Raw genomic sequence first — 24,606 nt, forward strand, 5'->3', positions numbered from 1 at the left:
GGGAGGAACGGGTCATGAGAATCAGCGTTTTCGGGCTCGGCTACGTGGGCTGCGTGTCGGCCGCGTGCCTGGCCAGCATGGGCCACGAGGTCATCGGGGTGGACGTCAACCAGGTGAAGGTCGACCTGGTCAACGACGGCAAGGCGCCCGTGGTCGAGGAGCGCATCGGCGAGCTCACCGCCGAGGTCGTACGGACCGGAGCACTGCGCGCCACCACCGACGTGCGCGAGGCGATCATGGACAGCGAGATCTCGCTGGTCTGTGTCGGCACGCCGTCGGAGCCCAACGGCAGCCTGTGCACCACGTACTTGGAGCGGGTCACCGAGGAGATCGGCGCCGCGCTCGCCGAGCGGGGCGGACGGCACACCGTCGTGTTCCGCAGCACCATGCTCCCCGGCACCTGCCTCAACCTGCTCGTGCCGATCCTGGAGAAGAACATCGGCGGCACGGCCGGAGTGGACGTCGGAGTCGCCGTCAACCCGGAGTTCCTGCGCGAGGGCACCAGCGTCCGGGACTTCTTCGACCCGCCGAAGACCGTCATCGGCGAGCTCGACCAGGTGAGCGGCGACGCGGTCGCGGCGCTGTACGAGGGCCTGCCCGGCGAGGTGTTCCGGGTGCCGGTCCCGACGGCCGAGGCCATCAAGTACGCGGACAACGCGTTCCACGGCCTCAAGATCGGCTTCGCCAACGAACTGGGCGCGGTGTGCCAGGCGTTGGGGGTGGACTCGCACCAGGTGATGGACGTGTTCCTGGCCGACCGCAAGCTGAACATCAGCCCCGCCTATCTGCGCCCCGGCTTCGCCTTCGGCGGCTCCTGCCTGCCCAAGGACCTGCGCAGCCTGGTGCACGCGGCGCAGCGGGCCGACGTGTCGGTGCCCATCCTCTCCCACGTCCTGCCCTCCAACGCCGACCATCTGCAGCGCGCGGTGGAGCTGGTCGAGCGGACCGGCAGGCGCCGGGTGGGAATGTTCGGGCTGTCCTTCAAGCCCGGCACCGACGACCTGCGCGAGAGCCCGCTCGTCGAGCTGGCGGAACGGCTCTTCGGCAAGGGGTACGACCTGAAGATCCACGACGCCAACGTGAGCCTCTCCCGGCTGATGGGCGCGAACCGCGAGTACATCGAGACCAGGCTGCCGCACCTCGCGCAGCTCCTCGCGGACTCCGTCGACGAAGTGCTCGAGCACGCCGAGGTGTGCCTCGTCGGAACCAAAGACCCGGCCGTCCTCTCGGCGCTGCCCCACGGCGGCAGCCAGACGATCGTCGACCTCATCCGCCTTCCCGACGCCGAGACGCGCCGGACCGAACCGGGATACGTGGGCCTTGCTTGGTAACGAAGTCAGCGGCGACGGCGCGGGCCGCCGCGCGCTGATCCTGGTGGAGAACCTGTCGGTGCCCTTCGACCGGCGGGTGTGGCAGGAGTGCACGACACTGCGCGACGCGGGCTGGGAGGTGCACGTCATCTGCCCCCGCGGCGAGAAGCGGGACACCGAGCCCGAGGCCCTGATCGACGGGGTGCGGATCCACCGCTATCCGCTGCGCGCGGCCACCGGAGGACCGGCCGGCTACCTGCAGGAGTACGGATCGGCCCTGTGGCACACCGCCCGGCTGGCCCGCAAGGTCGGCCCCGTCCACGTGGTCCACGCCTGCAACCCGCCCGACCTGCTGTTCCTGGCGGCCCGGTGGCTCAGACGGCGCGGCGCACGGTTCGTCTTCGACCAGCACGACCTGGTGCCGGAGCTGTACCTCTCCCGCTTCGACCGCGGCAAGGACCTGCTCTACCGCGCCGTGTGCGCGCTGGAGCGGCGGACCTACCGGGCCGCGGACGTCGTACTCGCCACGAACGAGAGCTACCGGGACGTCGCGGTGAGCCGTGGCGGCAAGCGGCCCGAGGACGTCTACGTGGTGCGCAGCGCGCCCCAGATCGAGCGGTTCCAACCGGTGCCGGCCGAGCCGGAGTTGAAGCGCGGCAAGCCCCATCTGCTGTGCTACCTGGGCGTCATGGGCCCGCAGGACGGCGTCGACTACGCCCTGCGCGCCCTCGCCAAGCTGCGCGACGAGCTCGGGCGGACCGACTGGCACGCGGTGTTCGTCGGCTCCGGCGACGCCTTCGACGCGATGGTGGAGCTGTCCCGGCAGCTCGGGCTCAGCGACCAGGTGCAGTTCACCGGGCGCATTCCGGACGCCGACCTGGTGCGCTACCTGTCCACCGCGGACGTGTGCCTCTCCCCGGACCCGCGCAACCCGCTGAACGACGTGTCGACCATGAACAAGGTCCTGGAGTACATGGCGATGGGCCGGCCCATCGTCTCCTTCGACCTGAAGGAGGCGCGCGTCTCCGCCGGTGACGCCGCCGTCTACGCTCCCGCCAACGACGAGGCCCGGTTCGCCGAGCTCATCACGGTGCTGCTGGACGACCCCGACAAGCGGGCCCGCATGGGCAAGATCGGCCAGGAGCGAATCGGCGGGCAGCTGTCCTGGAGCAACTCGCAGGCATCGCTGCTCGCCGCCTACGCCGCCGCCTGCCGGGACCGCGACGCGGCCCCCGCGGGCGGCGCGGTGCGCACAAGGAAGAAGAGGCAGCGCAGTTGAACGAAGACACCATCCGCCTGGTCACGATCGGGCGGATACTCCGTCGGCGGTGGCGGCTCCTTGCCGCCCTCGCCGTCTTGGGCGCACTCGTCGGATACGGCGCCTCGGTGCTGGTGTTCCCGCCGCGGTACACCGCGCAGGCACCGGTACTGCTGCCAGGGGTGTGGGAGGAGCGGGAGCTGCTCACCCAGGTCGACATCGCCACCAGTCTGACCGTCGTCGACCGCGCGGCCGACGCCATCCACTGGACCGACGTCAGCCGCACCGAACTGCGCAGCCATGTCGCCGCCTCGGCCGCCGACGGGAACATCATCACGATCTCGGGTACGGCCGACACCCCGGAGCGCGCGCAGCGGCTCGCCGACGGGGTGGCGCAGCAGTTCGTGCAGTTCGCCGCCCAGGTCGCGGGCAGCGGAGCCGACGCCGGCGTGGCCGCGCAGACCGAGGCGCTGCGCAAGCAGGTCGCGGAGACCAACCGCCGTATCTCCGACCTGGCCAAGGCCGCCGATCCGGGACAGACCGTGGAGAGCGTGCAGTCCCGCACGGCGCTCGAGAACCTGCGCACCTCGCTGGAGGCGGCCATGAAGAAGCTGGAAGAGGCCGACCCGTCGACCAGCAAGGCGGGCATGGTCGTCATGGGGCCGGCTCCCCGGCCGACCGGCGAGGCACCGCCGACGCGGATTCAGCTCATCGCCGGCGGCGCTCTGCTGTTCCTCCTGGTCACGGTCGTCGGCCATCTCGTCGCCGCCCGGATGAACCGCCGACTGCGCAGCGAACCCGAGATCGCCGCCGCACTGGGCGCCGCGTCGCTGGGCACCGTCGACGTGGCCGGCGAATGGCCCGCGCACCGGCCGCAGAGCGGGGAGCGGGGGACCAGGGTCCGCCGGCTCCTCGGCATGGACGTCCGGTGGGACGTACCGGCTCCGCTGAAGTCCGGCGACGAGGCCGGCAGACGGCTGCGCTACCGGCGGGTGTGCGCCCGCCTCCGGGAACAGCTGCCGGCTCCCCGGCGGCTGCTGGTCGTCGTACCCGAAGGCGACGAGATCGCCCGCCGGGCCGCCGGGCTGCTCGTCACCGAGGCCAAGGCCGACCCGCTGCTGCGGGTCGTGGAGGTGTCGGTCGAGCGGCCGACGGTGCCGGACCGCGAGACCGAGGCCGGCGCCCTGGTGGTGCTCGGCGCGGGCACCTGGACCGCGGAGGAACTCGCCGGCATCGCCGACGCGTGCGCGGACGGCAGGCACGAGGTCCTCGGCGTCGTCGTCGCCGGGACCGTCCAGGCCCGCCCCACGCGTCCCGCCGCCGAGCTGCCGGACGACGCCACTCTGACGTTCGCCGTTCCCGGCCGCGCGACGGGAGGTTCGGCGTGAGCACGAACACGACTTCGACGGAATCGACGGCCACTCCGCTCGTGGACCTTCAGGCGCTGGTCGTGGCGGTGCGCAGGCGCCGCCGCCTGTGGTGCGCCATGGCGGTCCTGGGCTTCCTGGCCGGTGCGGCCGTGGCGGTCCTGATGCCACCGCCGCCGAGCGCGATGACCAAGGTGCTGGTCGCCCACGCGGAGGACCAGCCGAACGACACCGGCACACTGATCCGCACCGACGTCGCGCTGCTGCAGACCACGCGGATCGCCGACGCGGCCCTGAAGGCCCTCAAGTCCCCGGAGAAGCCCGAGGACTTCATGAAGGACTACCGGGGCACCGGCCTGACCAACAACCTGCTGCAGATCGACGTGACCGGCGACACCGACGCACAGGCGGTGGCCCGGGCCAAGGCGCTGGCCGACGCGTTCGTCGCGGACCACATACAGCGGATGAAGGCGACCGCGCAGGCCGAGTCCAAGGCCCTGCTCGACCAGCGCAACCGCACCCGGGACGAACTCGCCGCGGTCAACAAGCAGATCAGCGACCGGTCCACGGCCGGCGACACGACGGGGGCGGCGAGCCTCGAATCGCTCTACGCCCGCCGGGCCGAACTCAACTCCCGCATCTCCGACTTCGACCAGCGCGCCGCCGACGCCCGCACCGGCACGCCCGCGGTCATCGCCGGCACGCAGATCGTGGACGACCCGAGCGCGGTACGGCACTCCCTGCCCAAGGCCGCCGCCACCGACGCCGCGATCGGGCTGATCCTCGGCCTGTTCCTCGGGCTCGCGCTCGCCGCCGTCGGCGTGGTCGTCGCCGACCGTCCCGTACTGCGCCGGGACATCGCGGCGAACCTCGGCGCCTCGGTCATCGCGGAACTGCCCCGCCGGTCGGGCCGGCCGTGGCAGCGCCGCCGGACCCGGCTGGCCCGCGAACGGCTCACCACGTCCCTGGCCCGCACCGCCCGCGGCTCCGCGGAACCGCTGTCGCTGCTCGAACTGGGCTGCGCGCGCAGCACGAGCGCGATCGCCCTGAACGTCGCCAGGGCACTGGCGGCCGACGGGCCCGTGGTCGTCGTCGACGGCCTGCCCGGCGGGCAGCTCTCCAGCCGTAACCAGAAGCCGGGGGACCCCACCGTCGTCAGCGGCGCACAGGCCGCGAACCTGCCGGACCAGGGGCGCCTGATCGGCGTCGGCTCGGTCGCCCCCGGCACCGCGTGGACGGACCTCCAGTACCTCGGCACCCAGACCGTGCTCGTCGCGCGAGCCGGGCACGGCAGCGCCGCCTGGCTGCACACGGTGGCACGGCAACTCGCGGACCAGCGCATCACGGTGGTCGGCGTGGTGCTGATCGACCCCGATCCACGGGACCGCACCGACGGCACCCTGTGGGACGGGCTGCACATCGCGCTGCGGGGACACAGCGAGCGGACGGCCCGGCAGAACGGGACTGGCCAGGCGAAGACGGAGCGCATGCCGATGTGGGCCGCACGAATCCCGGACAGCGACCAGGAGGTGCGGTAGGACATGTGTGGCATCGCGGGAACGTACCGGTGGCCGGACGGCAAGCTCGTCACCGACCGGCTCACCGAATCCCTCGCCCACCGCGGCCCCGACGGGGCGGGCCGGTACGGCCACCCCGTCGGTGACGGCGAAGTGCAGCTCGGACACCGCCGGCTGTCCATCATCGACCTGTCCGAGACCGGCGCCCAGCCGATGGTCAAGGACGGACTCGCCCTGACGTACAACGGCGAGCTGTACAACGCTCCCGAGCTGCGGGCCGAGCTGGAGGCCGCCGGGGTGCGCTTCCGCGGTACCTCCGACACGGAGGTGCTCCTGGAGGCCTGGCGGCGCTGGGGCACGGACTGCCTGCCCCGGCTGCGCGGCATGTTCGCGTTCGGCGTCTTCGACGAGCGCACCGGTGAACTGGTGCTGGTCCGCGACCAGTTGGGCATCAAGCCGCTGTTCCTGCTGCGGCGCGGCGAGGGCCTGGTCTTCGCCTCCGAGCTGAAGGCCCTCGCCCTCGCGACCGGCGGCAAACTGGAGGTGGACCACGCGGCGCTGGTGGCCTCGCTCCTCTACTACTGGGTGCCGGACTCGCGCTGCGCGTTCCGCGAGGCGGAGAAGCTGCCCCCGGGCAGCTGGCTGCGCTGCCGTCCCGACGGCCGGGTGGAGCGCGGCCGGTTCTGGAACCTGAAGGACGTCGCCGCCGAGGGCCGGGAGCGGGCCCGCAGCGGCGACCTGCCGGACATCGCCGCCGTCGTCGAGGAGTCGACCCGCAGCCACCTGCTCTCCGACGTGCCCGTGGCGACCTTCCTCTCCGGTGGCCTCGACTCCAGCTACCTCACCGCGCTGGCGGCCCGCGAGCACCCCGGGATCTCCGCCTACACGATCGGATTCCGCGCCGAGGACGCCAAGTTCGAGGCGATGCCGGACGACCTGCGCTACGCCCGGCAGGTCGCCGAGCAGTTCGGCGTCGACCTGCACGAGATCGAGATCGCCCCGAACGTGCTCGACCTGCTGCCGCAGATGACGTACTCCCTGGACGAGCCGATCGGCGACCCCGCCGCGATCAACACCTTCCTGATCTGCACCGCCGCCCGGGAGGCCGGGGTCAAGGTGATGCTCTCCGGGATGGGCGCCGACGAGCTGTTCGCCGGCTACCGCAAGCACCTGGCCAACCTGCTCGCGCTGCGCTACCAGCGGGTCCCGCGGCCGCTGCGGCGCGGGGCGTCCGCGGTGGTGGACCGGCTGCCGGTCGCCACCTCCCGCCGGGGCCTGAGGTCGGTGCGCTTCGCCAAGCGGTTCCTCTCCTTCGCCGACCTGCCGGAGGAGACCGCGTTCCGGCGCAGCTACACCATGTACGACCAGGAGGAGCTGCTCGCCCTGGTCGATCCCGACCTGGCCGGGACGGTCGACGACGTGCTGACCGAACACGCGGACGTCTACCAGGACAACGAGCTCGACGACTTCGTCAGCCGCATGTGCCTGGCCGACGCCCGGATGTTCCTGCCCGGCCTCAACCTCACCTACACGGACCGCTCCAGCATGGCCGCGTCGACCGAGGTGCGGGTGCCGTACGTGGACGTCGAGGTGGTCAAGGCCGCGTTCGCGGTGCCCGGCGACCGCAAGATAGCCGGGCGGCAGGGCAAGGCGGTCCTCAAGGAAGCGGCCACCTCGATCCTGCCCCGGGAGATCGTGTACCGGCCCAAGGGCCTGTTCAGCGCCCCGCTGCGGGCCTGGATGAGCCGGGACCTGGCACCGCTGGTGCGCGAGGTCGTCAACGACGGCGAGCTCGTCCGCTCCGGGTTCCTGCGCCGCGACGCGCTGGCCCGGATGGTCGCCGAGGACGCCGCCGGGCAGCAGGACTTCTCCAAGCATCTGTGGCATGTGCTGACCCTCGAGTACTGGTATCGCGACGCGACCTCCGGGTCCGGCCAGAGCACTCGGCAAACGGCTTAGAAATCAGGGGACTTCGGTGAAACAGGTCGTACAGAACTACAAGAGCGGCGAGCTGGCGGTGCTCGACGTGCCGGTGCCGGGGTGCAAGCCGGGCGGTGTGCTGGTGCGCAGCGCCTTCTCGCTGATCTCCACCGGCACCGAGATGATGAAGGTGTCCGAGGCCGGCATGTCGATGCTGGGCAAGGCCCGTTCCCGCCCCGACCAGGTGGCCAAGGTCATGCAGAGCGTGGCGACCAACGGAGTGCCCGCCACGTACCGCAAGGTGATGGGCAAGCTGGACTCCTACACACCGCTCGGCTACTCGCTGTGCGGAGTGGTCGAGCAGGTCGGCGCCGGCATCGACGACGTCAAGGTCGGCGACCTGGTGGCCTGCGCCGGCAACGAGCACGCCCTGCACGCCGAACTGAACTGGGTGCCGAAGAACCTCTACGCTCCGGTGCCGGACGGCCTCGCCCCGCGGCACGCGGCCTTCGGCACCGTCGGGTCGATCGCGATGCAGGGCGTCCGCCAGGGCGAGCCGCAGCTCGGCGAGGTCGCGCTGGTCATCGGCCTCGGGCTGATCGGGCAGCTAGTGGTGCAGCTCCTGGCCGCCGCGGGAGTCCGCGTCGTCGGCGCCGACCCCGACCCGGCGCGCTGCGAACTCGCCGAGGGCCTGGGTGCCGCGGCCGCCGGCGACCCCGGGTCCACGGCCGTGGAGACCGCCGTCGCCGAACTCACCGACGGCCACGGCGTCGACCAGGTGTACCTGGCGGCCGGCGGCGGCAGCAACCAGCCCGTCGAGCTCGCCGCCCGCCTGTGCCGGGACCGCGGCCGGGTCGTCGACATCGGCAAGTGCCGCCTCGACCTGCCGTGGAACGCGTACTACGAGAAGGAACTCGACGTCCGCTTCTCCCGCAGCTACGGCCCCGGGCGCTACGACCCCGAGTACGAGCTCCAGGGCCGCGACTACCCGATCGGCTACGTCCGCTGGACCGAGCGCCGCAACCTGGCCTGCTTCCTCGACCTCATGGCCCGCGGAAAGGTCGACGTGGAGCCCCTCATCTCCCACGTCGCCGACTTCGACGACGCCGTGGAGACGTACCAGCGTCTGAAGGACGGCGAGCTGAAGGCCGTGGCCGTGCTGTTCCGTTACCCCGAACAGCCGGAAGCAGCGACGGAAGCCCCGTCGGTGGCAGTCCCCGAGGTGAAGGCGAAGCCGAGCCCGGCCCGGGCGGCCAAGACGCCGGTACGTCTCGCGTTCGTCGGCGCCGGCAACTACGCCACCTCGATGCTGCTGCCCCACCTCGCCCAGCGCGAAGGCGTCGAGCTGTCGACCGTCGTCACCACGACGGCGCTGTCCGGGGCCAACGCGCAGCGCAAGTTCGGCTTCAAGGAGGCGACCACCGACCTCGACGCCGTCCTCGGCGACAAGTCCGTCGACGCCGTCTTCGTCGTCACCCGGCACAGCTCGCACGCCGAACTGACCCGACAAGCCCTCCTCGCCGGCAAGACCGTGTTCGTCGAGAAGCCCCTCGCCCTCAGCGAGGACGAGCTGGCCGGTGTGCTCGCGGCGGTGGAGGAGTCCGGGAACGACCGGCTGCAGGTGGGCTTCAACCGCCGGTTCGCGCCGCTGCTCCAGGAGGCCAAGACACGGTTCGGCGCCCGGAGCGGTCCGGCGCACCTGCGCTACCTGGTCAACGCGGGACGCCTCGACCACGGCAGCTGGTACCTCCAGCAGGGCTCCGAGGGCTCGCGGTTCGTGGGCGAGGGCGGGCACTTCATCGACACGGCGAGCTGGCTGCTCGACGCCGACCCGGTCTCGGTGTACGCGACCGCAACGTCCGGCAACGAGGACCTCCAGGTCGTCCTGCGCTACCCCGACGGCTCCACCGCCACCATCAGCTACGTCACCAGCGGCCCCTCCGGCTTCCCGAAGGAGACGCTGGACCTGGTCGCGGACGGCCGCGCGCTGCGGCTCGACGACTTCGTGCGGGCCTCGGTGTACGGCCGTAAGAAGTGGGTCAGTTCGCGGCTGCCCAAGGCCCGGGACAAGGGGCAGAACGCCGAACTGGCCGCGTTCGTCAAGGCGGTTCGCACCGGCGAGCCGATGCCGGTGCCGCTCCAGTCGCTGGTCGCCACCACGGCGGCCACCCTCGCCGTGCAGGCCGGTCTGGCCGGCGGTGCGCCGGTGACGTTGGCGAGGTCCCGATGACCATGAGCGCGGGCTGGTACCTCCGGCGGCTGTCCCGGATGGGGCCGCAGGAGGTCGCGGGCCGGGTGGGCGACACGCTGCGCAGACGGCGGTGGCGGGCGACGCCGCCCGGCTGCCCGGGCGTGACCGGCGCCCGGTTCACCGCGGTGCTGCCCGCCGGGACCGTCGCCGCCGTACCCCCGGACGCCGCGAAGCGGCTCGTCGCCGAGGCGGACCGGCTCATGGACGGGCACGCCGAGTTCTTCGGCGTGGTCCGCGACGACCTGGCCGACCCGGACTGGTGGCTCGACCCGAAGACCGGGCGCCGGGCCCCCTCGGGGTACGCCTTCGACGTCCCGTACCGCAGCGAGGACGCGGTCGGGGACATCAAGCAGATCTGGGAGCCGTCCCGGCACCAGTACCTCACCCAGCTCGCCGCCGCCTACGCGATCACCGGGAACGAGCGGTACGCCGAGCGCGTCGCCGAGCATCTGCGGTCGTGGTGGGCGGCCAACCCGCCGCTGCAGGGCGTCCACTGGATCAGCGGCATCGAGCTGGGCATCCGGCTGCTGTCCTGGGTGTGGGTCCGCCGGCTGCTGGACGGCTGGGCGGGCGCGGCCGAGCTGTTCGAGGACAACCCGGTGGCGGTGAACCAGATCTGGCACCACCAGCGCTGGCTGGCCGCCTTCCCGAGCCGGGGCTCCTCGGCGAACAACCACGTCATCGCCGAGGACGCCGGGCAGCTCGCCGCGGCCTGCGCGTTCGACTGGTTCCCCTCCTCGGCGCGCTGGCGGGCCGGTGCGCTGCGGTCGCTGGAGCGTCAGCTGCGCGGCAACACCTTCCTCTCCGGCCTCAACCGCGAGCTGGCCACCGAGTACCACGGACTGGTCCTTGAGCTCGGCCTGGCCGCGGTGGCCGAGGCGGACGCCGCCGGAGTGCCGGTCCCCGCGACGGTCCGGCTGGTGCTGCTGCGCATGACCGACGCGCTCGCGGCCGTCGTGGACAACCGGCTCCGGCCGCCGCGTCAGGGGGACGCGGACGACGGACACGGTCTGGTCCTCGACGGCGCGGGCACCGACCGCTGGGGCTCGCTGCTGGCCACCGGCGACGCGGTGTTCGGCCGGCTCGACTGGTGGCCGGAGGCGACCGGCACCGACGTACGCACCCCGCTGCTGGCCGCGCTCGTCAAACCCGGCGAACCGTCCGTGGCCCGCCCGGCGGCCCGGCCCGGTCACTTCGCCGACGCGGGCATGACGATCCTGCGCGGCCCGGAGGAGATCTGGTGCCGCTGCGACGGCGGCCCGCACGGCTTCCTGTCCATCGCCGCGCACGCCCACGCGGACGCGCTGTCCGTGGAGGTCCGGCACGACGGGGTCGACGTGCTCGCCGACCCGGGGACGTACTGCTACCACGGGCAGCCCGAGTGGCGGCAGTACTTCCGCTCCACCCTCGGCCACAACACCCTGCAGCTGGACGGCGCCGACCAGTCCGTCTCCGGCGGCCCGTTCCTGTGGACCCGGCACGCACAGAGCCGGGTGCTGACCGCGGACGCGGCCCGCTGGAGTGCCGAGCACGACGGCTACCAGGGCTCCGTTCACCGGCGGCAGGTGGAACTGACCGCCGAGAGCCAGGAGTTGAAGATCGTCGACGAGGTGCGCGGCCCCCGCCGGGAGGCACGCCTGGCGTTCCACCTCGGCCCGGCGATCACCGCGGAACTGGTGGGCCATCAGGCCCGGCTCACCTGGACCCGGGACGGCGAGGACCGCTCGGCGGTGCTCGACCTGCCCGGACAGCTGTCGTGGCAGGCACATCGCGGGGAGACCGAGCCGCCGCTGGGCTGGTACTCCGCGGGCTTCGGACGGAAGGAACCCGCCACCACCCTGGTCGGCACCGGCTCCACGGACGGCGCGGAGGGCTTCACCACCGTGCTCAGGTTCCGCGGCCAGGAGGGCACGTGAGGATCAAGAGGTGGCCCTGGACGCTGGCGGCGGCACCGCTGGCGCTGGCCCTGGTGACGGCGACCGGCTGCGAGAGCACGTCGGACGCCCGCACGAACCCGACCGCCAGTGCCGCGCCGACCACGTCCGGGGCGCGGTCCACGTCCGTCGCCCGGGTCTGCGCCAACCCCGTGGCCGGGCCGACGAAGGCGCCGGCGGGTGCGGTCACCGTCGACCCCGCGAAGGTCGGCGACCTGGCGGCGAAGACCAAGAACAGCCCCGCGAACACCACGTTCTGGCTCAAGCCGGGCAAGCACCGGCTCGACCCGGACCGCTACGCCCAGGTCGTGCCCAAGAAGGGCGACCGCTACATCGGTGCGCCGGGCGCGGTGCTCGACGGCGGGAAGAAGAACCAGTACGCGTTCAGCGGCGGCGCCCGTGACGTCACCATCCGCTATCTGACCGTGCAGAACTTCGTGGCCCCGATGGACGAGGGCGTCGTCAACCACGACTCGGCCGACGGCTGGGTGGTCGAGGACTCGACGATCCAGGACAACGCCGGTGCCGGGCTGATGGCCGGCGCCCGCCAGCAGGTCCGCGCCAACTGCCTGCGCGACAACGGCCAGTACGGCATGAACGCCTACAAGGGCAAGGGCCGTATCACCGGCCTGGTGGTCGAGGGCAACGAGATCGTCGGCAACAACACCGGCGACTGGGAGCGGCGCAGGCCGGGCTGCGGCTGCACCGGGGGCGTCAAGTTCTGGGCCGTCGACGGCGCCGACGTGCGCGGCAACTGGGTGCACGGCAACCGCGGAACGGGGTTGTGGGCGGACACCAACAACAACGACTTCCTCATCGAGAACAACGTCCTGGAGGCCAACGACGGGGCCGCGCTGATCTACGAGATCAGCTACAACGCGATCATCCGGAACAACACCATCCGGCGGAACAACTGGGTCGAGGGCCGCAAGGCGGCCGACAGCGGCGACAGCTTCCCGTTCGCGACCCTCTACCTGTCCGAGTCGGGCGGCGAACCACGGATCAAGGCCCGCACCTCCAAGATCGACGTCTACCGGAACGTGTTGGAGAACAACTGGTCCGGGATCACCCTGTGGGAGAACGCCGACCGGTTCTGCAACAGCCCGGCCAACACCTCCTCCGGGGACTGCACCCTGCTGGTGAAGAAGACCTCCAGCTGCGCCCGGCCGGCGATCGCCAAGGCACCGCTCTACTCCGACTGCCGGTGGAAGACCCAGCGGGTGGACATCCACGACAACCGCTTCGTGCTGGACAAGTCCGTCCTCAAGTGCACGGCGAAGTGCGACCGCATGGCCGTGCTGTCCAACTACGGCACCTACCCGGACTGGTCGCCGTACAAGGGCGAGAAGGTGGCCGACGCGATCACCCAGACGCAGCACAACCGCTGGCACGACAACGTGTACGTCGGAGCGTGGAAGTTCGTCGCCCACGACCCGAGCAAGGTGCTCGACTTCGCGCAGTGGCAGGGCCTGCCGTACCGGCAGGACGCGGGCAGCACCCTGCGCGCAGGGGACGGTGGTTGAGATGACGGCGAACCGCACGCCGAAGATCGTCGGGACGGTCTGGGGGCTGCTGATCCTCAACACCCTGGGCTCCGCCGGAGCGAAGACCATCGTCCCGCTGCCCCGCTCCCTGATCCAGATGGTCACCATGGGTGCGCTGGTCGCCGCGTTCGCGCTGGCGCTCGCCATCAACGTCCAGCTGCGCATCCGGCCCACCGCCTACGTGTTCCTGCTCACCGTGCTCCTGGTGTCCAGTGTGATCTCCAGCGCGCACCTGGAGTCCGGCTTCGGCGCGCTGTTCCGCTGCTTCCGGCTGGCCCTGTTCGTGTGCACGCTGTGGCTGCTCACCCGCTGGTGGGACGGCGGCCTGACGTTCGTCCGGCACCACATCCGGATGTACTTCGCGGTGCTCGGGCTGGTGGCGCTCGGCCTGGTCGTCTCCCCGGGCATGGCCCTGCCCGACCTCTACGGCGGACGGCTCGTCGGCGACCTGTGGCCGCTCACCCCGCCGCAGATCGGACAGTACGCCGCGGTGATCGTCGGGCTCACCGTGCTGCTCCTGCTGGGCCACCGGACCGACGGGAAGAGCGCGGCCGTGGTCATCGTGCCGTCCCTCGTCCTGCTCGCGCTGACCCACACCCGCACGGCCACGCTCGGTCTGCTGCTCGGGCTGCTGCTGGCGATCGGCTCGCTCCTGCTCACCAGCGCCGCCGCGCGCCGCTTCTTCACCTGGGCGGTGGTGTGCGCCACGGTGGCCGCAGTGGGGTTCGCCTCCATGCTCCAGTCGTGGTTCCTGCGCGGACAGAGCAAGGAGAACTTCTCCAGCCTCACCGGCCGGGCCAAGGTCTGGGACGCGCTGCTGGCCGCACCCCGGACGACGGGGGAGAAGCTGTTCGGCGTCGGCCTCGGCGACAAGTCCTTCGGCGGACTGCCGATCGACAACAGCTGGCTGGCCGTCTACAACGAGCAGGGCCTGATCGGCGTCACCCTGGTCGCCGTCATCATCGTCGTCCTGGGCGGAGTCGCGCTGCTGCGGCCGCCGTCCCTGCAGCGGGCCTGCGCGATCTTCCTGATCAGCTACTGCGCGATCGCCTCGTACACCGAGGCCGGCCTGGGCGACGCCTCGCCGTACCTGCTCCATCTGGCCCTGGCCGCCTCGCTGCTGGCGGCACCCGTCACTGCCCCGCTCGGGATTCCCGAGGCCCCCAAGACGCTCGAAGCCCGTCCGGCGCCTGCCGTTCCCCGACCGCGCGTGCCGCGCTGGGCCCGTGGATCGGAGGTGACCTGAGCATGCACGTCCTCGTGGTGCACAACCGCTACGCCTCGGCCCAGCCGAGCGGCGAGAACAAGGTCGTCGACCAGGAGGTGGAGCTGCTGCGCGCCGGCGGCCACCGGGTCGAGCTGTTCGAGCGGCGCAGCGACGACATCGGCGCCATGTCCCTCCTCGGCAAGGTCGCCGTACCCCTGCAGGTCCCGTGGAACCCGGCGGTCCGTACGGAGCTCGCGGCGCGGCTGCGCGCCGAGCGGCCGGACGTGGTGCACGTCCACAACGTCTTCCCGCTCCTGTCGCCCGCGGTGCTCGCCGCCTGCGCCGACGCCGGCGTGCCCGCCGTCGCGACGCTGCACAACTACACCCAGGTCTGCCCGCCCGGCACACTCCAGCGGGACGGAAAGCCGTGCACCGAGTGCGTCGGCTCGTCGGTGCCGCTGCCCGCGGTCCGGCACGGCTGCTACCGCAACTCCCGCCTCGCGACCGTGCCGCTCGCGGTCAGCATGTCGGCGAACCGGCGGCGGTGGTGGACCGGCGTCGAGCGGTTCCTGTGCATCTCCGCGGCACAGCGCGACATCCTCGTACGGGCCGGTATGCCCGCCCAGCGGCTGGCGGTGAAGCACAACTTCGTGCCGGACCCGGACGCGCGCCGGTCGGACGACGGCGAGCACCTGCTCTATCTGGGCCGGCTCGCCGAGGCCAAGGGCGTACGGCTGCTCATGGCCGCGTGGGACGAGCTGGCGGCGGGCGGCGGCGCGGGCGTACCGCTCGTGATCGCCGGCACCGGACCGCTGGAGGCGGAGGTCAGCGCCTGGGCGGCGGGCCGGGACGACGTGCGGTACGTCGGCCTGTACGACACGGCGGAGTGCCAGAAGGCCATCGCGCGGTCGGTCGCCGTGGTGGCCCCCTCGACCTGGCTGGAGGCGTTCGGCCTGGTGGTCGTGGAGGCGATGGCGGCCGGGGTCCCGGTCGTCGCCGCCGGCCACGGCGCCTTCGTCGAACTCGTCGAGGACGGCGTGACCGGACTGCTGCACCGGCCGGGGGAGTCCGCGTCGCTCGCGTCCTGCCTGCGCCGGATCACGGCCGAACCGAGCACCAACCGGGAGATGGGCCGAGCGGCCCGGCTCCGTTACGAACAGGGCTTCAGCCCGGCGGTCGGGCTGGAGCGCCTGGTTGAGGAGTACCGCACCGCGATCGCGGTCCGGTCGGAACGGACTCGCGGCGGGGACACCCGCGCGAGCAGGGGGGATGGGAACAGCACATGACACGATGCCGACTCTGCGGCTCGGCGACGCTGGCCAGCGTCGTCGATCTCGGGGCGACCCCGCCGTGCGAGAGCTTCCTCGCCGCGGACCAACTGGACCGGCCCGAACCGGCGTACCCGCTGCACCTGCGGGTCTGCACCGACTGCTGGCTCGCGCAGATCCCTCCGCTGATCACGCCGGAGGAGACGTTCAGCGAGTACGCCTACTTCTCGTCCTTCTCGACCTCCTGGGTGGAGCACGCCCGCACGTTCGTCGCCGACGCCGTGGAGCGCGTGGGGCTCGGCGCCGAAGGCTCCGACGCCTTCGTGGTCGAGGTCGCGAGCAACGACGGCTACCTGCTGGGGCACGTGGTGGACCGGGGGATCCGCTGCCTCGGCATCGAGCCGTCGGTGAACGTCGGCGCGGCGGCGCGCGACAAGGGCGTGCCCACGCTCACCGAGTTCCTGAGCCCGGAGACCGGCGCGAAGGTCCGCGCCGAGCACGGCCCGGCGAACCTGGTCGTGGCCAACAACGTGTACGCGCACATCCCCGACGTGGTCGGCTTCACCCAGGGCCTGCGCGCCCTGGTCGCCGACGACGGCTGGGTCTCCATCGAGGTGCAGCACCTGCTGACCCTCATCGAGGAGAACCAGTACGACACGATCTACCACGAGCACTTCCAGTACTACACGGTCGCCTCGGCGATCCGCGCCCTCGCGAGCGGCGGACTCGCCCTCGTGGACGTCGAGTTGCTGCCCACGCACGGCGGCTCCATCCGGCTGTGGGCGCGGCCGGCCGAGGTGGCCGGAGAGCCGACCTCGCGGGTGGCCGACGTACTGGCCCGCGAGAAGGCGGCCGGGCTGCAGGAGCTGTCCGGGTACACCGAGTTCTCCGACCGGGTGGCCAAGGTGCGCCGGGACCTCCTCAAGTTCCTCATCGAGGCGGCCGAGCGCGGCGAGACGGTCGTCGGCTACGGCGCCCCCGGCAAGGGCAACACCCTGCTCAACCACTGCGGCATCCGGCCCGACCTGCTCGCCTACACGGTCGACCGCAACCCGTACAAGCACGGCCGGTTCACCCCGGGCACCCGCATCCCGATCCTGCCGCCCGAGCAGATCGCCACCGACAAGCCGGACTACGTGCTCGTCCTCCCGTGGAACCTGCGGGCCGAACTGACCGAGCAGCTGTCCTTCGTGCACGAATGGGGCGGCCGGCTCGTCTTCCCCATCCCGGAACTGAGCGTTGTCGAGGCCGCGTCGGAAGAGGTCACAGCATGAAGGTCGTTCTGTTCTGCGGCGGTTACGGGATGCGGATGCGCAACGGCACATCCGACGACGTGCCCAAGCCGATGGCGATGGTCGGCCCGCGCCCGCTGATCTGGCACGTCATGCGCTACTACGCGCACTTCGGGCACAAGGAGTTCATCCTGTGCCTCGGCTACGGCGCCCACCACATCAAGGACTTCTTCCTCAACTACGAGGAGACGACGTCCAACGACTTCGTGCTCCGCAAGGGGCAGACCGAGCTGCTGTCCACCGACATCGCCGACTGGACGATCACGTTCGCGCAGACCGGCATCGAGTCGCCGATCGGTGAGCGGCTGCGCCGGGTGCGCCACCACCTGGACGGCGACGAGATGTTCCTCGCCAACTACGCCGACGTCCTCACCGACGCCCCGCTGCCCGAGATGATCGAGAAGTTCTCCCAGCGCGACGCCGGCGCGTCGATGATGGTGGTTCCGCCCCAGTCCTCCTTCCACTGCGTGGAGTTGGGCGAGGACAACCTGGTCGGCGGCATCACCGCGGTGAGCGAACTGCCGCTGTGGGAGAACGGCGGCTACTTCGTGCTCCGCCAGGAGGTCTTCGACCACATCCCGGAGAACGGTGACCTGGTCGCCGACGGCTGCGCCCAACTCGCCAAGCGGGGGCGGCTGGTGGCGCACCAGCACCGCGGCTTCTGGAAGCCGACCGACACCGTGAAGGAGCGCGCCGCGCTCGACGCCGCCTATGCCCAGGGCGACCGTCCGTGGGCCGTGTGGGAGCAGGGAGTGCGCGCGTGATCCGACTCGGGGCCGGGTCCCCGGACGCGATCGTCGCCGTGGGCGCCCACTGCGACGACATCGCGATCGGCGCCGGCGGCACGCTGCTCGCCCTGTGCCTCGCGCGGCCCGGCCTCCGGGTCGACGCGCTGGTGCTCTCCGGCGGCGGCACCGAACGCGAGCAGGAGGAGCGGGCCGCGCTCGCCGCCTTCTGCCCGGGCGCCGACCTGCGGCTGACCGTGCTCAAACTGCCGGACGGCCGGATGCCCGTGCACTGGGACGAGGCCAAGGCCGCGGTCGAGGAACTGCGTGCCCAGACCGACCCGGACCTGATCCTCGCCCCGCGCACCGACGACGCCCACCAGGACCACCGCGGCCTGGCGCAGCTCATACCCACGGCCTTCCGCGACCACCTCGTGCTCGGCTACGAGATCGTCAAGTGGGACGGCGACCTCGGCCGCATGGCGGCCTACCAGCCGCTGTCGTCGGAGATCGCCGAAGAGAAGGTACGGCTGCTGCAGGAGCACTACGCCTCGCAGCGCCACCGCCCCTGGTACGACCGGGAGGCCTTCCTCGGCCTCGCGCGGATCCGCGGCATCGAATGCCACGAGCGATACGCCGAAGCGTTCGCCGTCACCAAACTCAAGCTCAACCTTGGGGGTTGAACCATGCGCGTACTGCTGACCGGTCACCAGGGATACCTGGGCACCGTCATGGCCCCGGTCCTCGCCGCCGCCGGACACGAGGTCGTGGGCCTCGACTCCGGCCTCTTCGCCGACTGCGTCCTCGGCGAGACCCCCGCCGACCCGCAGGGGCACCGGGTCGACCTGCGTGACGTCACGGCCGAGCACGTGGCCGGCGTCGACGCCGTGATCCACCTGGCCGCGCTCTCCAACGACCCGCTGGGCTCGCTGGCGCCCGAGCTCACCTACGACATCAACCACCACGCGTCCGTACGACTCGCCGAGCTCGCCCGCGACGCCGGGGTGCGGCGCTTCCTGTACGCGTCCACCTGCTCCGTCTACGGCGCGGCAGGCGGTGACGAGCTGGTGGCCGAGGACGCCCCGCTGCGCCCGGTGACGCCGTACGCGGAGTCCAAGGTGCGCGTCGAGGACGACCTGCACGAGCTGGCCGACGACGACTTCACCCCGGTCTACATGCGCAACGCCACCGCCTTCGGCTACTCGCCCCGGCTGCGCGCGGACATCGTGCTGAACAACCTCGTGGGCCACGCCCTGCTGTCCGGCGAGGTCCTCGTCCTCTCCGACGGCACCCCCTGGCGTCCGCTGGTGCACGCCGTCGACATCGCCCGCGCCTTCACGGCCGCGCTGGGCGCGCCGCGGGAAGCCGTGCACGACCGGGCGTTCAACATCGGCAGCGAGACCAACAACGTCACGGTCGCCGAGATCGCCGAGCAGGTCGCCGAGGCGGTGCCCGGCTCCAAGGTGAACATCACCGGGGAGAACGGCGCCGACCCGCGCTCCTACCGGGTGGACTTCTCCCGGTTCCGCGCCGCGATCCCCGGCTTCGACATCGAGTGGTCGGTCAAGCGCGGCGCGCTCGAACTCGCCGACGCCTACCGGAAGTTCGGGCTGACCAAGGAGGCCTTCGACCAGCGCTTCACCCGCCTCGCCGTGCTGCGCGCGGCGTCCGAGGCCGGCACCGTCGACGACACCCTGCGGTGGAGCCGGTGACCATGCAAGGCGACGAGATGTACGCCCTGGTGGAGCGGCTGTGCCCGCTCTGCCGGAGCATCACCGGCGACGGTGTGCGCGCCACCCTGGACATCGTCGGCGAGTACATCCCGCTGCAGGTGCACGAGGTACCGACCGGGACGCAGGTGCTCGACTGGACGGTGCCGCAGGAGTGGAACATCCGGGACGCGTACATCGCCGACGCGGCCGGCCACCGGGTCGTCGACTTCGCCGCGTCCAGCCTGCACGTGCTCGGCTACAGCGTCCCGGTGTCGGCGACCATGCCGCTCGCCGAGCTGCGCCCGCACCTGCACACCCTGCCGGACCAGCCGTCCTGGGTGCCGTACCGCACCAGCTACTACAAGCCGGAGTGGGGCTTCTGCCTGGCCCAGGACACGCTGGACGCGATGCCGGACGGCGAGTACGAGGTCCGCATCGACTCCACCCTCGCCGACGGACACCTCACCTACGCCGAGCACGTCGTCCCCGGGCAGGTGGCCGACGAGGTGATCGTCTCCTGCCACGTCTGCCACCCGGCGCTGGCCAACGACAACATGGCCGGCGTCGCGGTGGCGGTCTTCCTGGCCCGGGCGCTGGCCGAGGAAAACCCGTACTACACCTACCGGTTCATCTTCGCGCCCGGCACCATCGGCGCGATCACCTGGCTGGCCCGCAACGCCGAGCGGGTGGAGCGGGTCAAGCACGGGCTCGTGCTGGCCTGCGCCGGGGACCCGGGGCAGCTGACGTACAAGCAGAGCCGGCGCGGCGACGCCGAGATCGACCGTGTGCTGCGGTACGTGCTGACCGCCTCCGAACGCCCGCACCGGGTCAACGAGTTCACCCCGTACGGCTACGACGAGCGGCAGTACTGCTCGCCCGGCTTCAACCTCGGCGTCGGCTCGCTCACCCGGACCCCGTACGCGGGCTACCCGGAGTACCACACGTCGGCGGACAACCTGGACTTCGTCTCCCCGGAGGCGATGGCGGACACCCTGGCCGTCTGCCGCGAGGCGTTCGCCGTCCTGGACCGCAACCGTCAGTACGTCAACCTCAGCCCGTACGGCGAACCCCAGCTGGGGCGGCGTGGGCTGTACGACGCGCTCGGCGGGCGCAGCGACACCAAGCAGGCCCAGATGGCCATGCTCTGGGTGCTCAACCTCTCCGACGGCGAGCACGACCTGCTCGATGTCGCCGAGCGGTCCGGGCTGCCGTTCGACACCGTCGCCGGCGCGGCCGGTGCCCTGCACGAGGCAGGGCTGATCAAGACATGACGTCGCTGCCCGTCGAGGGGGAGAACCCGCAGACCACGGCGCCACCGGCCCCATCCGCCAAGCGGGCGCTGGTCGGCCGGCTGTCCTGGGGACTGGCCGACCAGGCGGCCTCCAGCATCTCCAACTTCGCGGTGGGCATCTACGTGGCCCGCTCGCTGGGGGTGACCGCGTTCGGCGTGTTCAGCCTGGCCTGGGTGACGTACGGCGTGGTCCTCAACGTCTCCCGCGGCCTTGCCACCGACCCGCTCACCGTGCGCTTCAGCGGTGTGCCGGAAGCGTCCTGGCGCGGGGCGGTGGCCCGCTCGACGGGTACGGCACTCGGGGTCGGCTCGGCCATCGGCGTGCTGTGCCTGGTGGCCGGGCTCGGGCTCGGCGGCCGGGTGGGGCCCGCGTTCGTCGCCCTCGCCGTCATGCTGCCGGGGCTGCTCCTCCAGGACGCCTGGCGGTTCGCGTTCTTCGCCGCCGGCGCCGGGCGGAAGGCGTTCCTCAACGACGTCGTGTGGGGCATCGCGCTCGTCCCGGCCATGGTCGTCGCGGCCCACGTGGACACCGTGGCCGCCTTCGTGCTCGCCTGGGGCGCCTCCGCCACGGTGGCCGCGGGGTACGGCTACTTCCAGTCCGGCATCCGGCCCCGGCTGACCGAGGCGCGCGGCTGGCTGCGCGAGCAGCGTGATCTCGGCTACCGGTACCTGGTCGAGAACGTCAGCCTCAGCGGCGCGAGCCAGCTGCGGGCGTACGGGCTCGGCGCGATCGTCGGAGTGAGCGCGGTCGGCGCGGTACGCGGCGCCGAGCTCCTGATGGGCCCGTTCCTCGCCGTACTGATGGGTCTTTCGCTGGTGACCGTCCCGGAGGCGGCCCGGGTGCTGCGGCAGGCCCCCCACCAACTGGGCAGGTTCTGCCTCCTGTTGGGCGGCGGGCAGGCCGTCGCGGCGCTGGTCTGGGGATCGGCGCTGCTGTTGATGCCGGGCCGGCTCGGCGAGCTCGTGCTCGGCGACGTCTGGAACTCCTCCTCGCACCTCATCGTCCAGATCACCCTCAGCGTCGCGGGCGCCGGCCTCGGCACCGGCGCGGCCGCCGGACTGCGCGCCCTCGGCGCGGCCCGGCGCAGCCTGCGCTGCCAACTGTTCGCCTCCGCCTGCTACGTCGGCGGCGGACTCGGCGGTGCGGCCCTCGCCGGTACGGCCGGCTCAGCCTGGGGTGTCGCGGCCGCGACCCTCAGCGGCTCGGCCGTGTGGTGGCTGCAACTGCGGTCCGCCCTGCGCGAGCGCCACACCAACTCCGTTCCCGAAGTGAGGACTTCATGACCTCCCAGCCCAGGCTGACCATCGGCCTGCCCGTCTACAACGGCGAGGAGTACCTGGCCGAGTCGCTCGACGCCCTGCTCGGCCAGACCTACGAGGACTTCGAGCTGGTCATCTCCGACAACGCCTCCACCGACGGGACCGAGGCCATCTGCCGCAAGTACGCGGCGCAGGACTCGCGCATCCGCTACCTCCGGCTGCCCCGCAACATCGGCGCCACCCCGAACCACAACCGGGTCTTCGACGAGTGCCGCGGCGAACTCTTCAAGTGGGCCTCGCACGACGACCTCTACGCCCGCGACCTGATCCGGCGCTGCGTCGAGGCGCTGGACGAGCGGCCGGACGTGATCCTCGCCCACGCCGACCAGGCGGTCATCGACGGCGACGGCAAGGTGAAGGTCCCCTACGAGTACACCCTCGCGACCGGTTCGCCGCACGCCCCGGAGCGCTTCCGCAGCATGCTCTTCGAGCCCGGCGGCGACGACTTCTACGGCGTGATCCGGGCCGCCGCCCTGCGCCGGGTGAAGCCGATGGACAGCTACCACCACGCCGACCGCACCTTCGTCGCCGAGATCGCCCTGCACGGCCGCTTCCACCAGGTGCCGGAACTCCTGTACTTCCGCCGCGACCACCCCACCCGCGCCGAGCGGGCCAACCCGTCCAAGCGCTCCCGGTGCGTCAACCTGGACCCGCGCCGGGCCGGCCTGCTGCACCCGACGCCCCGGCTGCTCGCCGAGTACGTCTGGGGCTTCGCCTCGGCGATCCGGCGGGCGCCGATCTCCCCGGCCGACCGGCGCGCCTGCTACCGCCACATGGCCGCCTGGATGACCAGCCGGGCCCGGCCGGGCGCCGGTGAGCGGGTCGAGGACCGCGCCCCGGTCGACCCGGCCCAGCTCACCGTCTCCGTCGACGCGCTCGTCGCCGGCCGCGAAGGCCGTGAAGGGAGGCAGGCATGACGTCCACGCACGAAACTCCGGTGCGCGTCGGGGTGTTCGGGCTGCTCGGCTCCGGCAACCTCGGCAACGACGGATCGCTGGAAGCCGTCCTCGGATACCTCCGCGCCGAGCACCCGGACGCGGAGGTGGACGCCCTGTGCGGCGGACCCGAGGCGGTGACGGCCAGGTTCGGGATCCCCGCGACGCGGCTGCACTGGAACCGCGCCGAGTACCGCACCGCCTCCCGCGTGGGCTCGATCGCCTCGAAGGGACTCGGCAAGCTCGTCGACGTCTTCCGCACCGCCGCCTGGGTGCGCAGGCACGACGTGGTGATCGTGCCCGGCATGGGCGTCCTGGAGGCCACCCTGCCGCTGCGCCCCTGGGGCTTCCCGTACTCGCTGTTCCTGCTCTGCGCGAGCGGACGGCTGGTGGGCACGCGGGTCGCGCTGGTCAGCGTCGGCGCCGCCGAGATCAAGAGCCGCCCGACCCGGGCCCTGGTGCGCTGGTCGGCACGGCTGGCCGCGTACCGGTCGTACCGGGACGGCCAGTCCCGTGACGCGATGCGGGCGATGGGCGTGAACACCTCGCGCGACGAGGTCTATCCCGACCTCGCGTTCTCCCTGCCGACACCGAGGTCGAGCGCGCCCACCGGCACGCCCGGCACCGTCTGCCTCGGCGTCATGGACTTCCACGGCGGCAACGACGACCGCGCCCGGTCCGAGGAGATCTACGAGCGATACCTCGACGGGACGATCAAGTTCGTCCGCACGCTCGTCGAGGAAGGCCGGCCCATCCGGCTCCTCACCGGCGACCAGTGCGACCTGTCGGTGGTCGCCGCCATCCTCGACGCGGTCGACTCCCCGCTCGTCACCGCGGCCGAACCGGGCTCGCTGGCCGACCTCATGAACGAGATGGCGGCCGCCGACACCGTGGTGGCCGTCCGCTACCACAACCTGATCTGCGCGCTGAAGACCGGAACGCCCGTGCTCGCCCTCTGCTACGCGGCGAAGAGCGACGCGCTCATGGACCGGATGGGCCTCGGCGCCTACTGCCACCCGGCCCGAGAGGTCGACGCCGACCGGCTCCTCGAACAGTTCCGGGACCTGGAGAAGCACTCGGCGGAGCTGCGGCAGACCCTCGCCGAGCGCAACCGGGTCGCCGCAGAGCAACTCACCGAGCAGTTCACCGCCTTGACCGCGACCCTGTTCCCGGCGAACGCCAACTCCCCACGGAAGGCCCGATGAAAGCCACCGAAGTCCCCGAGATCGCCGGCGCGTACCTGTTCGAGCCGACGCCGTACGCCGACGAACGTGGCTTCTTCTGCCGCACTTTCGACGTCGAAGTGCTCCGCTCGGTGGGCCTCGACCCGTACGCTTTCGTCCAGGACAGCGTCTCCCGTTCGGTCCGGGGCGTGCTGCGCGGCCTGCACCTGCGCTCCGGCTCGGGCGAGGCCAAGCTGGTGCGCTGCTCGTACGGGCGGATCTTCGATGTCGTCGTCGACCTGCGTCCGGACTCGCCGACCTACCGCAACTGGACCTCGTTCGACCTGTCCGGCGAGACCCAGACGACCCTGTACATCCCGGCGGGGTGCGCGCACGGCTTCCAGGCGCTGACCGAGACCGCCGACACCTCCTACCGCATCGACCGCCCGCACGACCCGTCCGAGGACGTGACGATCGCGTTCGACGACCCGGAGCTCGCCATCGACTGGCCGCTGCCGGTCACTTCGATGTCCCAACGGGACCGCGAGGCACCGAGCCTCGCCGAGGTCCTGAAGCACCTAGAAAGTTGAGG

Annotated in this window: 19 protein-coding genes; all 19 read left to right on the top strand. The window is 71.9% G+C overall.

The genetic code is table 11. The features are described from left to right. Nucleotides 1–14: 14 nt before the first annotated feature. The 19 genes from ABZ848_RS12090 to rfbC are packed head-to-tail and all read left to right on the top strand — an operon-like array spanning nucleotide 15 to nucleotide 24,604. Nucleotides 15–1,331: a nucleotide sugar dehydrogenase gene (locus ABZ848_RS12090; protein WP_360829370.1), complete on the top strand. Its 1,317-nt coding sequence runs from the start codon at nucleotides 15–17 to the stop codon at nucleotides 1,329–1,331. After that, the gene (locus ABZ848_RS12095) at nucleotides 1,321–2,589 is read left to right on the top strand and encodes a glycosyltransferase family 4 protein (RefSeq protein ID WP_360829373.1); all 1,269 of its coding nucleotides are present in this window, start codon (nucleotides 1,321–1,323) and stop codon (nucleotides 2,587–2,589) included. The genes ABZ848_RS12090 and ABZ848_RS12095 overlap by 11 nt, the downstream gene beginning before the upstream one ends. Beyond that, nucleotides 2,586–3,956: a Wzz/FepE/Etk N-terminal domain-containing protein gene (locus ABZ848_RS12100; protein ID WP_360829376.1), complete on the top strand. Its 1,371-nt coding sequence runs from the start codon at nucleotides 2,586–2,588 to the stop codon at nucleotides 3,954–3,956. Before ABZ848_RS12095 ends, ABZ848_RS12100 begins: the two co-directional genes overlap by 4 nt. Beyond that, entirely contained in the window at nucleotides 3,953–5,473 is a 1,521-nt protein-coding gene (locus tag ABZ848_RS12105; RefSeq protein WP_360829379.1) for a Wzz/FepE/Etk N-terminal domain-containing protein, read from the top strand. The genes ABZ848_RS12100 and ABZ848_RS12105 overlap by 4 nt, the downstream gene beginning before the upstream one ends. 3 nt (nucleotides 5,474–5,476) lie before the next feature. After that, a complete protein-coding gene (gene asnB / locus ABZ848_RS12110; protein WP_360829382.1) occupies nucleotides 5,477–7,411 on the top strand; it encodes an asparagine synthase (glutamine-hydrolyzing) in 1,935 nt (644 codons plus the stop codon). Between the two features lie 16 nt (nucleotides 7,412–7,427). Continuing rightward, a complete protein-coding gene (locus tag ABZ848_RS12115; RefSeq protein ID WP_360829385.1) occupies nucleotides 7,428–9,602 on the top strand; it encodes a bi-domain-containing oxidoreductase in 2,175 nt (724 codons plus the stop codon). Further along, on the top strand, nucleotides 9,599–11,539 hold the full coding sequence (locus ABZ848_RS12120) for an alginate lyase family protein (protein WP_360829388.1): 1,941 nt from the start codon (nucleotides 9,599–9,601) through the stop codon (nucleotides 11,537–11,539). The genes ABZ848_RS12115 and ABZ848_RS12120 overlap by 4 nt, the downstream gene beginning before the upstream one ends. After that, nucleotides 11,536–13,080 carry a right-handed parallel beta-helix repeat-containing protein gene (locus ABZ848_RS12125; protein WP_360829391.1) on the top strand — a complete coding sequence of 515 codons (1,545 nt, stop codon included), beginning with the start codon at nucleotides 11,536–11,538 and terminating at the stop codon, nucleotides 13,078–13,080. Before ABZ848_RS12120 ends, ABZ848_RS12125 begins: the two co-directional genes overlap by 4 nt. 1 nt (nucleotide 13,081) lies before the next feature. Continuing rightward, entirely contained in the window at nucleotides 13,082–14,347 is a 1,266-nt protein-coding gene (locus tag ABZ848_RS12130; protein ID WP_360829394.1) for an O-antigen ligase domain-containing protein, read from the top strand. A gap of 2 nt (nucleotides 14,348–14,349) precedes the next feature. After that, nucleotides 14,350–15,594: a glycosyltransferase gene (locus ABZ848_RS12135; RefSeq protein ID WP_360829397.1), complete on the top strand. Its 1,245-nt coding sequence runs from the start codon at nucleotides 14,350–14,352 to the stop codon at nucleotides 15,592–15,594. Continuing rightward, on the top strand, nucleotides 15,591–16,850 hold the full coding sequence (locus ABZ848_RS12140) for a class I SAM-dependent methyltransferase (RefSeq protein ID WP_360829400.1): 1,260 nt from the start codon (nucleotides 15,591–15,593) through the stop codon (nucleotides 16,848–16,850). The genes ABZ848_RS12135 and ABZ848_RS12140 overlap by 4 nt, the downstream gene beginning before the upstream one ends. Then, entirely contained in the window at nucleotides 16,847–17,632 is a 786-nt protein-coding gene (locus tag ABZ848_RS12145; RefSeq protein ID WP_360829402.1) for a sugar phosphate nucleotidyltransferase, read from the top strand. The genes ABZ848_RS12140 and ABZ848_RS12145 overlap by 4 nt, the downstream gene beginning before the upstream one ends. Next, a complete protein-coding gene (locus ABZ848_RS12150; protein ID WP_360829405.1) occupies nucleotides 17,629–18,276 on the top strand; it encodes a PIG-L deacetylase family protein in 648 nt (215 codons plus the stop codon). The genes ABZ848_RS12145 and ABZ848_RS12150 overlap by 4 nt, the downstream gene beginning before the upstream one ends. 3 nt (nucleotides 18,277–18,279) lie before the next feature. Next, a complete protein-coding gene (locus tag ABZ848_RS12155; protein ID WP_360829407.1) occupies nucleotides 18,280–19,305 on the top strand; it encodes an SDR family oxidoreductase in 1,026 nt (341 codons plus the stop codon). Continuing rightward, nucleotides 19,293–20,576: a DUF4910 domain-containing protein gene (locus ABZ848_RS12160; RefSeq protein WP_360829410.1), complete on the top strand. Its 1,284-nt coding sequence runs from the start codon at nucleotides 19,293–19,295 to the stop codon at nucleotides 20,574–20,576. Before ABZ848_RS12155 ends, ABZ848_RS12160 begins: the two co-directional genes overlap by 13 nt. Further along, complete coding sequence (locus tag ABZ848_RS12165) at nucleotides 20,573–21,880, top strand: hypothetical protein (RefSeq protein WP_360829413.1); 1,308 nt, start codon at nucleotides 20,573–20,575, stop codon at nucleotides 21,878–21,880. Before ABZ848_RS12160 ends, ABZ848_RS12165 begins: the two co-directional genes overlap by 4 nt. Next, nucleotides 21,877–22,833 (top strand): glycosyltransferase family 2 protein, encoded by a 957-nt coding sequence (locus tag ABZ848_RS12170; protein ID WP_360829416.1) that lies wholly within the window; start codon nucleotides 21,877–21,879, stop codon nucleotides 22,831–22,833. The genes ABZ848_RS12165 and ABZ848_RS12170 overlap by 4 nt, the downstream gene beginning before the upstream one ends. Beyond that, the gene (locus tag ABZ848_RS12175) at nucleotides 22,830–24,056 is read left to right on the top strand and encodes a polysaccharide pyruvyl transferase family protein (RefSeq protein WP_360829419.1); all 1,227 of its coding nucleotides are present in this window, start codon (nucleotides 22,830–22,832) and stop codon (nucleotides 24,054–24,056) included. Before ABZ848_RS12170 ends, ABZ848_RS12175 begins: the two co-directional genes overlap by 4 nt. After that, nucleotides 24,053–24,604 carry a dTDP-4-dehydrorhamnose 3,5-epimerase gene (rfbC, locus tag ABZ848_RS12180; protein ID WP_360829422.1) on the top strand — a complete coding sequence of 184 codons (552 nt, stop codon included), beginning with the start codon at nucleotides 24,053–24,055 and terminating at the stop codon, nucleotides 24,602–24,604. The genes ABZ848_RS12175 and rfbC overlap by 4 nt, the downstream gene beginning before the upstream one ends. The last annotated feature ends 2 nt before the right edge of the window (nucleotides 24,605–24,606 follow it).

The organism is Streptomyces sp. NPDC047081, assembly GCF_040643775.1.
Lineage (GTDB): Bacteria > Actinomycetota > Actinomycetes > Streptomycetales > Streptomycetaceae > Streptomyces.

What these genes read in the sequence shown, in the direction of transcription:
- ABZ848_RS12130 (WP_360829394.1), top strand. Translation starts at nt 13,082, where the DNA reads ATGACGGCGAACCGCACGCCGAAGATCGTCGGGACGGTCTGGGGGCTG.
- ABZ848_RS12145 (WP_360829402.1), top strand. Translation starts at nt 16,847, where the DNA reads ATGAAGGTCGTTCTGTTCTGCGGCGGTTACGGGATGCGGATGCGCAAC.
- rfbC (WP_360829422.1), top strand. Translation starts at nt 24,053, where the DNA reads ATGAAAGCCACCGAAGTCCCCGAGATCGCCGGCGCGTACCTGTTCGAG.
- ABZ848_RS12120 (WP_360829388.1), top strand. Translation starts at nt 9,599, where the DNA reads ATGACCATGAGCGCGGGCTGGTACCTCCGGCGGCTGTCCCGGATGGGG.
- ABZ848_RS12175 (WP_360829419.1), top strand. Translation starts at nt 22,830, where the DNA reads ATGACGTCCACGCACGAAACTCCGGTGCGCGTCGGGGTGTTCGGGCTG.
- asnB (WP_360829382.1), top strand. Translation starts at nt 5,477, where the DNA reads ATGTGTGGCATCGCGGGAACGTACCGGTGGCCGGACGGCAAGCTCGTC.
- ABZ848_RS12155 (WP_360829407.1), top strand. Translation starts at nt 18,280, where the DNA reads ATGCGCGTACTGCTGACCGGTCACCAGGGATACCTGGGCACCGTCATG.
- ABZ848_RS12135 (WP_360829397.1), top strand. Translation starts at nt 14,350, where the DNA reads ATGCACGTCCTCGTGGTGCACAACCGCTACGCCTCGGCCCAGCCGAGC.
- ABZ848_RS12090 (WP_360829370.1), top strand. Translation starts at nt 15, where the DNA reads ATGAGAATCAGCGTTTTCGGGCTCGGCTACGTGGGCTGCGTGTCGGCC.
- ABZ848_RS12165 (WP_360829413.1), top strand. Translation starts at nt 20,573, where the DNA reads ATGACGTCGCTGCCCGTCGAGGGGGAGAACCCGCAGACCACGGCGCCA.
- ABZ848_RS12140 (WP_360829400.1), top strand. Translation starts at nt 15,591, where the DNA reads ATGACACGATGCCGACTCTGCGGCTCGGCGACGCTGGCCAGCGTCGTC.
- ABZ848_RS12170 (WP_360829416.1), top strand. Translation starts at nt 21,877, where the DNA reads ATGACCTCCCAGCCCAGGCTGACCATCGGCCTGCCCGTCTACAACGGC.